Origin of the sequence: Photobacterium sanguinicancri, assembly GCF_002265265.1 — a bacterium.
Lineage (GTDB): Bacteria > Pseudomonadota > Gammaproteobacteria > Enterobacterales > Vibrionaceae > Photobacterium > Photobacterium sanguinicancri.
Genome location: NZ_NOIF01000050.1, coordinates 15,877 through 27,375, shown reverse-complemented (window position 1 = coordinate 27,375; position 11,499 = coordinate 15,877). Strand labels below are relative to the sequence as shown.

The 11,499-nt window shown below is 43.9% G+C and carries 9 protein-coding genes; all 9 read left to right on the top strand.

Translation table 11 applies throughout. The features are described from left to right. The first annotated feature begins 252 nt into the window (after positions 1–252). The 9 genes from ASV53_RS09980 (at position 253) to tssH (ending at position 11,493) form a co-directional block, all read left to right on the top strand. Positions 253–1,614: a type VI secretion system protein TssA gene (locus ASV53_RS09980; RefSeq protein WP_094956985.1), complete on the top strand. Its 1,362-nt coding sequence runs from the start codon at positions 253–255 to the stop codon at positions 1,612–1,614. Positions 1,615–1,653: 39 nt separating this feature from the next. Beyond that, positions 1,654–2,172: an Hcp family type VI secretion system effector gene (locus tag ASV53_RS09975; protein ID WP_062690607.1), complete on the top strand. Its 519-nt coding sequence runs from the start codon at positions 1,654–1,656 to the stop codon at positions 2,170–2,172. A 75-nt stretch (positions 2,173–2,247) separates the two neighbouring features. Next, the gene (gene tssB, locus ASV53_RS09970) at positions 2,248–2,757 is read left to right on the top strand and encodes a type VI secretion system contractile sheath small subunit (protein ID WP_094956984.1); all 510 of its coding nucleotides are present in this window, start codon (positions 2,248–2,250) and stop codon (positions 2,755–2,757) included. After that, positions 2,757–4,235: a type VI secretion system contractile sheath large subunit gene (gene tssC, locus ASV53_RS09965; RefSeq protein WP_094956983.1), complete on the top strand. Its 1,479-nt coding sequence runs from the start codon at positions 2,757–2,759 to the stop codon at positions 4,233–4,235. The genes tssB and tssC overlap by 1 nt, the downstream gene beginning before the upstream one ends. Before the next feature lie 45 nt (positions 4,236–4,280). Further along, a complete protein-coding gene (locus ASV53_RS09960; protein WP_205049196.1) occupies positions 4,281–5,717 on the top strand; it encodes a type VI secretion system contractile sheath domain-containing protein in 1,437 nt (478 codons plus the stop codon). Further along, entirely contained in the window at positions 5,714–6,136 is a 423-nt protein-coding gene (gene tssE, locus ASV53_RS09955; protein WP_094956982.1) for a type VI secretion system baseplate subunit TssE, read from the top strand. The genes ASV53_RS09960 and tssE overlap by 4 nt, the downstream gene beginning before the upstream one ends. Continuing rightward, complete coding sequence (gene tssF / locus ASV53_RS09950) at positions 6,129–7,913, top strand: type VI secretion system baseplate subunit TssF (protein ID WP_094956981.1); 1,785 nt, start codon at positions 6,129–6,131, stop codon at positions 7,911–7,913. The genes tssE and tssF overlap by 8 nt, the downstream gene beginning before the upstream one ends. Further along, positions 7,895–8,887, top strand: a complete 993-nt coding sequence (locus ASV53_RS09945) for a type VI secretion system baseplate subunit TssG (RefSeq protein ID WP_094956980.1) — start codon at positions 7,895–7,897, stop codon at positions 8,885–8,887. Before tssF ends, ASV53_RS09945 begins: the two co-directional genes overlap by 19 nt. Beyond that, positions 8,884–11,493, top strand: coding sequence for a type VI secretion system ATPase TssH (tssH, locus tag ASV53_RS09940; RefSeq protein WP_062690612.1), 2,610 nt, complete (start codon positions 8,884–8,886; stop codon positions 11,491–11,493). The genes ASV53_RS09945 and tssH overlap by 4 nt, the downstream gene beginning before the upstream one ends. Positions 11,494–11,499: the final 6 nt, after the last annotated feature.

Below are 11,499 nucleotides of genomic sequence, written 5' to 3'. Positions count from 1 at the left end.
TTTTTTGTCTGGCTTTATTTCCATGTGGAATAATTCATCCATTTGTCCCCTGATTGTACCAGTAAAATTATGTTTCTATCTTTTTGAAAACAAGATATCGTGAAAATCGAAACAAACACTATTTTTAATTTTGTTCTTAAAACCAGCTTAATAATCATTCCCTTGCTAGATTGCGGCATACTTTCAGGCTGTTTGTAGGTGGTGGTTATTCAAATGAAGAATTCCAATAACAATTAATAATAAAGGGATACTGTGCGCTTTACTGAAGATAAGATTGAAAACCTATCTCAAGCTATCAGCGATGAGCAATTTTGTGGTACTTACCTTAAATCTGAAAGACAAGTATTCAGACCTTTAAGGAATGAGTTTAACCTCGCACAAACATCTCAACGTCAGCTGATTCAAACACCAGATCCAACTGAGGTTGATGCATTACAAGAAAGCAACTTACAAAATTGGTCAGTCCTGTCAGATAGTCTCTTTGACGTTTTTAAAACATCTTCGCGAGACGTTGAGTTAGCCTCATGGATGCTTACTGCACAAATCATTATCGATCCCAGCATAAATACAGCTAGTCACTTTAGTTCTTGGTTTAAATTCTTGGTAGAGGATCATTGGCCTGTCCTTCATCCAATTTTACCGGATGGGAAGATTAAGGCATCGGATGACTTTGCTAAGCAAAAAGAAATAGCAGAATTTAAGTTAAAGGCGTTTGTTCAATTAGTCGGTGAGTCGGAAGATAGCTCGTTACTTTATTCGCCACTACTCATGTTGCCATTAATTAGTGATTTAGATTACTCACGTTATTTAAGTGAAGAACGCAAAGGCAACCTTGCAGAGGTCAGACAAACTTACCAAAGCATTGCGATGAGTAATCGTAGTCAAGTTTCGACATTGGTCAATAATTTGGCGTCTTTGCGTACAAACCTAGCAGGTATAGAAGCGGTTGTTAAAAAGCATTGCCAAGAGTTTTTACTGCCGGCACCTAGTTTCCAATTTGTATTGGGGCTATTGGGTAAGTTACTTCATGTGGTTGAGTATATTTCGGCGATCAAGCCTGAATCAGACGCGCAAACTGCACCTGTGAATGAAGCAACGCAAGTTGAAGAAGCAACCATGCCGAATAATAACGATGGGGCAGACACTGCGATGACGATTGTAAACTCTGACTCAGTTGCTGTTGTTGCATCGGCTCAGACTGTCACACCAGTGTCATTTACTACGGTTGCAAATGCTCAAGTACAAAACCGTGATCAAGCATTTTATCAAATGCGTGAACTTGCTGAGTTTTTCAAAAAAACAGAGCCACATAGCCCAGTTTCATACTTGTTAGAGAAAGCGATTCGGTGGGGATATCTATCTCTGCCTGAGCTGATGAGTGAGCTGCTTTCCGATCAACAAGACACGATTAATCGCGTATTCAATTTATCTGGTTTGGACGAAGACGGCCAAACACATTTACCTGAGCGACAAAAGGTTCAACCTTCGGCCACAGTGATGACGGCAGTTACGCCAGTACCTGTTGAGCCAAGTTCGCCTGTTGTGCAGGAAGAGCCGGAAAAAGAACAACAAAAGGAACAGGAAGTAACGTCCAACAGCGACTCGCTGTGGTAATCGACCTGTATTTAAACATAAAAGAAGAGAGGAAATATTATGGCGAGCATCTATATGCGCGTAGAAGGTGTAAAGGTTGAGGGCGGCGCAACGGTTGAAGGTTTACCAAAAGACGGTTGGTTCGCTCTAAATTCATACAGCTGGGGCGCAGTGCGTCAAGTAGCGATGGACATCGGTAACGGCAACAATGCTGATTCAGGCATGGTTGCGATGAGCGAAGTAAACATCACGAAAGAAGTTGATGGCGCATCTGAAGATCTATTGTCTTTCCTATTCAGCCCTGGCGCAGAAGGTAAAGACATCGATATCGTATTTACTAAGCCTGCACGCGATGGTTCTGGTGCTGAGATTTACTTCCAAGTTGGTCTGAAAAAAGCACGTCTAGTTTCTTACAACGTAAGTGGTAGTGATGGTTCTCAACCATTTGAAAGCATTTCACTTTCTTACATTCAGCTTGATCAGAAGCATAAGCATGAAGCTGACGGCGGTAAGATGGTTGACGGCGGTCTAGTTTCTTACCATGTACCGCAAGGCAAACTTCTGTCTGGCGCTAAATAATCGTCCTTAATGCGCTACAGCAATGTAGCGCATTAAACCCATTGATTATTTTTGAATATTTATAGGTAGGGAAGTATGGCTCTCAACTCGCAACATAAGCGTGTAAGCAAAAACCGCGTAAGCATTACTTACGATGTAGAAACTAATGGCGCAACAGAAACAAAAGAACTGCCTTTTGTTGTTGGTGTTATTGGTGATTTTTCTGGTCACAAGCCAGAAAGTGAAAAAGTAGACCTAGAAGAACGTGAGTTTACTGGTGTTGATAAAGACAACTTCGACACAGTGATGGGCCAAATTAACCCAAGTCTGTCTTACAAAGTAGATAACAAATTGGCGAACGATGATAGCCAATTTGAAGTAAATATTTCACTGCAATCAATGAAAGATTTCCACCCAGAAAACCTGGTTGAGCAAATTGATCCTCTTAAGCAGTTAGTTGAAACACGTAATCAACTAAAAGTACTACTAAGCAAAGCTGATCGTTCTCGCGATTTAGAGCGCTTGCTAAAAGAAGTACTGCAAAGCACAGATGCGATTCAACACCTAGCAGAAGAACTAGGTGTTAAAGGTGGGGAGGAAGAATAATGACGACTGAACAACAAGCAGCACCACAAGCAGAAGCGGCTGAAGGTGAACTAAACTTCCTTGATCGTGCTATTTCAGCAACGACACAAACACCAGCAGATACGACAAAAGAACTGTTGTCTGTGCTAACGTCTCAAGTACTTGAAGGTACAGTGACTTGGGATAAAAACCTTACACTGACTATCGAGAAAGCGATCGCAGCGCTTGACGTGAAGATCTCTGAACAGCTTTCTACGGTAATGAAAAACCCAGATTTCCAGAAACTGGAAGGGACTTGGTTAGGTCTTCAAAAACTCGTTAAGAATAGCGAACTTGGCCCTGATCTAAAAATCAAGCTAGCTGATTACACAAAAGATGAGCTACTAGAGCAGTTTGAAGATGCGCCAGCAATCGATCGTAGCCGCTTCTTCACTATGGTTTACCAAGAAGAATTCGGTACAGCGGGTGGCCAACCTTACGGTGCGCTAATTGGCGATTACGAGTTTGGTTACGGCGACGAAGATGTTGCGCTACTTCGCTACATGGGTGAAGTGGCTGCCGCGTCGCATTCTCCATTTGTTGCCGCTGCCAACGCAAGCATGTTTGATTTCGATTCTTTCGAAACATTCTCTGAAGGTAAGCCTGTTGCTGCTGGTTTTGATTCGCCAGCATACGCAAGCTGGAATGCATTCCGTGCAAGCGATGATTCACGTTACGTTGCTCTTACGCTACCAAAAACAATTGCGCGTCTTCCTTATGGCCAAGCAACTGTAAAAGTAAGTTCTTTTGAATTTGAAGAGCTTTCTCAGGATGTAAACGGCAATGCTGTACCTGAATCACAAGATGATTTCGTATGGAGCAACGCAGCATACGAATACGGCCTGCTACTGACTCAAGCTTATACTCAATTTGGTTGGTGTACGGCTATCCGTGGTACAGATAACGGCGGTAAAGTAGAAAACCTATCTAACTTTACTTACTACACGCCAGCTGGCGATCTTGTTCAGCAATGTCCGTCAGAAGTTAACCTAACTGATGAGCGTGAAAAAGAGCTGAGTGATCTTGGCTTCCTACCTCTTGTTCACTACAAAAACACCAACTATGCCGTGTTTATGGGTGCCCAAACAACGCATAAACCAAAAACGTATACAGATCCAGATGCTACGGCTAATGCTGCAATTTCTGCTCGCCTGCCATACACAATGGCAAGTAGCCGTATCGCGCAGTACTTAAAAGTAATGGGTCGTGACCGCGTTGGTTCAAACCTTGATCCTGCCAACATCGAGAAAGAGCTAAGCGATTGGATTCACCAGTATGTGAACCCTAATGCGATTGGTAACGAAGCAAAATCAACACACCCACTTGTTGAAGCTAAGGTTAGCGTTGAAGAGCAAGCCGGCCGTCCAGGTTGTTACTCTGCAGTAGCATACCTACGCCCTTGGTTACAAATGGAAGAGTTAACATCATCACTACGCATGGTAGCTAACATTCCAGGCTAACGAATATTTCCGAGGGGAGGTTTCTTCCCTCGGTTTGAGGTTTTTATGACAACATCAACTCCAACATCATCCGCCAGCATCTTACAAGATGTAGGGCTTTGGCGAATGCTGTTAGACAATGCCAAACAGCAAAATATTTCAGGGTTTAAAGCACTACTGAGCAAAGTAATTTGTCAGCTAGATGGACTATTAAGTGATCAGCTTTCGGCCGTTATTCAAGATCCTGCATTCAAACAACTTGAAGCAAGCTGGACCAATGTACAAAACCTGACGTTTCTACCTGTTTCTACTCGTCGAGTTAAAATCAAACTCATTGATGTGAGTTGGCCTGAGTTATCGGCTGATCTAAATCAGTCCTTTGATCTTTCGCATAGTGCGCTTTATAAAAAAGTCTATTCAAAAGAACTTGATACCGCTGGTGGGCAGCCATTTGGGCTACTGGTTGCGGATCGTCTTGTTCAGTTCGATTTGGACGAAGAAGCAACATTTGATGATTTATATACATTGCAATTACTGGCGGATCTGGGCGAACGCTCGCTATGCCCAATAGCGCTGGGTTTGGATCAATACTTCTTCGGTGATGAACCCGCACGCTTGGTCCACGATCAAGCGAGAATAAAACGTATTTTGACCAGCTTAGATTTCCAGAGTTGGCAATTATTACGCCAGCGTGGCTCAAGTCGTTTTTTAAATATTGTATTACCTGAATACCGTTTACGTTCACCTTATCAAGCTTACAAAGCGGGTTTCGTCTTTACCGAATTAGCTAACGATAGTTCAGTTCTGTGGGGTAATGCCGCCTATTTGTTAGCTGCAAATGTTATCCGAGAGTTTGATCGCATTAGCTGGTTTGGTTTTTTACGTGCGTATGAAGAATCAGGCAGTTATGGCGCAATTATTAATGCGCCAGCTTCTGTATCAGGGAATGCGCCAGCCACTGGCCAGTCGTCATCAAAGGACCCAATGTTGAATCGTGTTCGGCTATCGATAGATGCGCGGATCAATATTTACAGCGAGCACGATAGTTTCTGGTCGGAGCAAGGTCTTGTGCCGATCTCTAGTGTTTATTTAAGCGATCAAAATGGCTTCTTTAGCAATCAATCTGTGTGGCAGCCAACAGATGAAGCCAGTCGTGTAAATGGCATGCTGCAAACCAACCTGATGGCCTGTCGTTTTGCGCATTACATCAAAGCTCAAATCCGCGATCGTATTGGTAGTTTTGACAGTGCTGCAACTTGTGAGCGCGATTTAGAGCAGTGGCTTCAGAATTATATTAGCGGTGTTGACTATGGCGATGAGTCCATTATGGCTCGATACCCATTAAAGCAAGCCAGCGTGACATTCAAGCAAGACAGTTTTGATTCCACTAAGTACCGTTGTCAGATCCACCTCCAGCCTCAGTATCAGTATGAAATGTTAGATACTCATATTGTCCTGCTTACCGATGTGTCAGCACGTAAGCTCGGTGAGGTCGCAGAATGAGCCTATTAGCCAAAATGAAAGGAGAGTGGCATAACGATGTCGACAGTGTGCGTGATGCCATTATTGAAAACCTGTCATCGTTACTCTCGTCACGGGCACCCATTTGGGGGGCAGAATCATTACTAATACAGAGTCGTGATTCTATTGCGACCTTTGGGATGGCCACCGCGATGCGCGCACAAAATCGAGCAAACAGTACTGTTGTGCTGCATGAAATTAAGCACTTAATTCAAGTGTTCGAGCCTCGTTTAAAACATGTTGATATCGAGCTAGATGAAGCCTCTATCGATACCAATAAGCTTAAGTTCCGAATTGAAGGCTCAGTCACCACAGATTTTGGTGAAGATGTTGTTGTTTTTGACTCGAGTTTAGATTTTACCACCAGCAGTTTAGATGTAAGGAAGACCAACCTTGTCTGAGTCATTACTTAATTATTTCGAACAAGAGTTAGCCTTCATTCGCAAAGATGCTGGTTATTTCGCACGCCGCCACCCTGGTGTCGCGAAAACGTTAGGCATAAATGGTGATGGGATTGACGATCCTCAAGTGACCCGTTTGATTGAAAGCTTTGCATTTATGAATGCCAAGCTCCAACAGCGTTTGGATGATAACTACCCACAGTTAACCGACAGCCTATTGCAGCTGCTCTTTCCTCATTTTACGCGCCCAATTCCGTCGTACAGCTTAGTAAAAATGCAGCCCCATGAGGAAGTTGCAGCGCGATACACATTACCTAAAGGCACACATTTAGGTATTGCAGAGAGCGACTCTGATACTGCTATTTATAGAACGTGCCAAGATGTGGATTTATATCCAATTGCACTTAAATCAGCACAGGTATCTATTGCGCCTTTTGATATTGCTAAGCCGAAAAGTGTTAAGCAAGCGAAAGCTATGTTGGAGCTGGAGCTAGAAACAACGGATCCCACGTTACTCTTCTCCGATTTAGCGTTAGACGTGCTACCTATTTTCTTGCGCGGTGAAACGGCATCGGTGTTGCGTCTTTATGATTACCTGTTCGCCGGTACCAACCAAGTGTGTATCAGATTGGATGACACTTTTATTGAGCTTGGGGTGGATGCGTTGTCACCAGTGGGTTTTGACGCTAGTGATTATGTCTTGCCATATAGCGTTCGTAGCTTTGGTGGATTTAAATTGCTTACGGAGTTCTTCATGTTCTCTGAACGCTTCCATGCAATGAAAGTGAATATGGCGGGTGCATTGTCAGCGGTAAAGCAAAGCACCATGAAGATTGTGATTTTCATGGATGACATGCCGATTGAGCTGGCACGTAGTCTAGGACTAGAAAACTTCCACTTGTTTTGTGCGCCAATCATTAACTTGCAATCGTTAACGGCCGATCCGATGAAAGTTGATTTTAGCCAAGGCCAATATCCCATTATTTTGGATGTGGGTGGGCAAGATCAACTCCAAGTATTCTCGGTGGATAGCGTGTTAGACGTGACCGAGCAACAAGTGAAAACCGTGCCTTCTTTGTATGGTGAAAAATTTCGAGGTGCAGAGATAGGCTTACGTTGGCAACTTAAGCAAGCGTGGAACGCTGAAGATCGTCAGTTAGATAGTTACCTACGTGTTGCCGATCTTGAGCATATTAGCGCGAATGGAAGCGCACATACCTTGCTGATTAATGCCACGTGTTCCAACGGTGATTTATCGAATCAATTGTCTGTGAGTAGTGATATTCATTGTCATGATTCGATTTCATTACCTGCTGATATTTCGCTGCTAAGAAGACCAAAACCCCAAGTGCGTATTAAAGCGACAGAGCAAGATGCATGGCCATTATTGGCGCATTTGCACTTCAATTATCAAGCCATTTTTGGTGCTGATGAGCCTGTTGCTGCGCTTAAAGCCATGCTGAATTTATACAACCATAATGAGAGTTCTCAAAACTCAGCGTATGTTGAAGCCATTGTAAAGCTCGCACAAGAGCAAGTCGTTGCCCCAATCCGTATTTCAGGCAAAAGCTGTTTTGCCAGTGGGACGCGTATTTATATCACCCTAAACGGTAAAGCACTTGGTGGCGGCGTTGAGCTGTTATCACAGCTGCTTGATCAGTTCTTTGCGTACTTTGCTGGCTTCAACAGTTTCACACAAGTGGTGATCTTGCTTGACGGCAGAGAAGGGGAGCACCGCGTATTTCCAAGGAGGTCAGGATGCAAAAATCTGCTCTGACTTTGTTGCGAGAAACGCCTTACTCATTTGGGTTATCTCAGGCTGTTCAGCTAATCAAGCACCAAGCGGCACAATTGGGGCAGCGTCCATCTGTTCGCTTTTCATCTTGTACGTTACCCGCTTATCAGCAATCGGACATTGTTGATGTTGAGCTTGAAGGGGCAAATCAGTGGCTACTGACCTGTGATTTACCGTCACTATCAGGCAGTCAAGGCGTGATGCCGCGTCATATCTATATTGAGGCGTTGAAAGAAGAGTTCGAGCAAGGAAACAGTGCGTTAATCGATTTCTTCGATGGTTTTAGTAACCGTCATTACCGTCTTCATAGCCAGACTGAAATAAAGCACAACTTGGCACTACAGGCTGAAGAAGAACACTTTAGTTGGAATCGCCATGACGTCGCTTTAAGCCAAATGTTGGCCAATTTAAGTGGTGATTTAGGCAACAATTCAACGTTATCTAGCCGTCATCTAGTGCAATACAGCGGTGTCATGGGACTCAAGTTGTCGTGCTTAGACACCTTAGGCGAACTGCTTACCGATTATTTCGAGTATGAGTTCGAGGTCTGTTACGGCGAGGTCGAGCACCAGCCATTACTGCCTTGCTGCATTACTAAGTTAGGGAAGTCCGGACAAAATAACCAATTAGGTTTTGACGCCTTAGTTGGTAAAAGTGCCGTGACAGCTTTCCAGCAGTTGGTCGTAACAGTGTTACCTAACAGCAAAGAGTTTACGCAGATAAGAAACGACGAACATTTGGTTGAGGCGATCGATGGTTTTGTCCGCCACTACATGGGATCGGATATTAAATTGAAGCTGATGATGAAAGTGTGTGGGCGTTTCCTTCCTGGATTACAGCTTTCCAGCAAAGAAGGTACGGATATTCGCTTGGCTCAATCGACATGGCTTGCACCTAAACAATTAAAACAACATTACGTGGTAATGCCACTCAAACATAACAGGAACACAGCATGATCAACGTTGAATTACAAAGTTTGGTCAAACGATTAACCCCACCACTGAAAAGTGCGCTAGAAATGGCGGCGGGTGATTGTATGGCAAGGACACATTTTAGCATTGAGTCTGAGCATTGGTTTTATCAGTTGATGAGCGATGCTGATAGTGGCTGGAAAGCACTCGTTCAACAAAGCAATATTGATAATGAACAGATCATCCAAGGGTTAACACGCTATTTTAACAGCCTTTCTCGTGGAAACGACAGTGCACCATCATTGTCGCCATCTTTGGTTGAGTTATTAAAAGACTGTTGGTTATTAGCATCGCTGAACCACAGTAATGTAAGTGTTAATGGTTACCATGTGCTGATGGTATTGAAGCAGCGCATTGATTTGGGCGGCTATAACGGCGAACTTGCTGCATGGCTGAATACTGTTTCGATGGAATCATTGAAACAGCATGCAGCAAAAACAGCGGTATCAGCAAGCGCTCAAATAGATCACCAAACAGAGCAAAGCTTTGGTGGGGAAGTAAGTACTGCGGCGCTAGATAAGTATACTCATAACTTAACGGAAGCAGCCCGCTCTGGAAAGCTGGACCCTATTTCTGGCCGTAACCCCGAAATCCGTAAATCAATCGATATTCTATGTCGCCGTCGTCAAAATAGCCCAATTTTAGTGGGTGACCCTGGTGTCGGCAAAACCGCAATTGTTGAAGGATTAGCGCAACAAATTATCGACGGTAACGTTCCACCATCATTGATTGATGTTGAGTTACGTACGCTTGATCTATCGTTGCTTCAAGCAGGGGCAAGCATAAAAGGTGAATTTGAAAATCGCCTAAAAGATGTATTGGCAGAAGTGAAGCAATCACCGCGTCCAATTATTGTCTTTATTGACGAAGCGCACACCTTAATTGGTGCAGGTGGTACAGCGGGCCAAAACGATGCTGCAAACATATTAAAACCAGCACTGGCTCGTGGTGAGTTCAGAACCATTGCTGCGACCACTTGGGCCGAGTACAAGCAGTACTTTGAAACAGATGCCGCATTGACGCGTCGATTCCAACTGGTTGCTATTAATGAGCCTAATGAAAAAGATGCCATTCAAATGTTGCGTGGTGTTTCAAAAGGGCTGCAAAAGCACCATAAAGTCACCATTTTAGAAGAAGCACTAGAAGCAGCAGTGAAGCTATCGGTTCGCTTTCTACCAGAACGCCAATTACCTGATAAAGCGATCAGCTTACTCGATACTGCGTGTTCGCGTATTGGCCTGAGCCAAAGTGCATTGCCACAAAAGTTAGATAACCTTGCCGAACAAATTCGCTATGCGAAAAGCGAGCAAACGTCCTGTGCACATGAACATGCGATGTTAGCAAATGGTACTGACAAGCTTGAGGCTATACAGGCGACAATTGAAGTGCTTGAGGCTGAATACTCAGAACTTGAGTCATGCTGGAATACTGAAAAAGACCTTGTGAATCAGATTGTAGAGCTACAAGGCATTATTTCTGAACGCTTCAGTGCTGGCGAGGAGGTTGCTAACAGCCAAGAGCAGAAAAAATTAGCAACCTTGATGGCTGAATTGAGCCTGCAGCAGGGTGAGGCACCGCTTGTGATCCCACAAGTAGACAAGCAAACAATTGCGGAAGTGATTGCGCTATGGACAGGGATCCCTGTTGGAAACATGGTGAAAGACGAAGTTGAGCGTTTGCTGAATATCGAGTCAGAAATTGGTCAGCGTGTGATTGGCCAAAAAGCACCGATAGAAGAGATTTCAAAAGCGATCCGTATGTCGCGTGCTGGTCTGACAGATCCACGTAAACCTATTGGTGTCTTCCTTATGTGTGGCCCGAGCGGAGTGGGTAAAACAGAAACAGCACTTGCGCTAACTGACTTGTTATATGGTGGTGAGAAAAACATCACAACCATTAACATGACAGAGTTTAAAGAAGAGCACAAAATCTCGATGCTATTGGGATCGCCTGCTGGCTATGTTGGTTTTGGCAAAGGCGGTGTACTAACAGAAGCAGTACGTAAAAACCCTTACTCGGTACTGCTGCTGGATGAAATGGAGAAAGCTCACCCTGGGGTGCACGATCTTTTCTATCAGATTTTTGATAAAGGCACGATTTCAGACAGTGAAGGGCGTGAAATCGACTTTAGAAACACCATCATTATTATGACGTCGAATGCTGCTGATAGCGCTGTTGTTGATGCGTGTGAAATCGAACGTCCGAACATCCCTGAATTAACGCAAGCCATTTCCCCAGCTTTGCAGAATTTCTTCAAGCCTGCATTCATTGGTCGAACGACGGTTGTGCCTTACTTCCCGTTAAACCATGACGAGATGACAAAAATCGCCCGCTTATCACTAGGCCGAATTGAAAAACGTGTTCGTAGCCATTACGGCGCTAATTTCTCTTACAGCGAAGCGCTAATAGAGCACTTGATTGCCCAGAACCATTCTCCTGAAACGGGTGCTCGAGCTATTGAGCAGATAATTAACCGCACTTTAATGCCGGAACTTGCGACACAATGCATTGTTCGTTTGAGTGAAGGTTTGAATGTGGAAAACGTTGAAGTCGCTATTGAAAATAGTGTTGTAAGTATCTTTATTGAATAGTGTTTT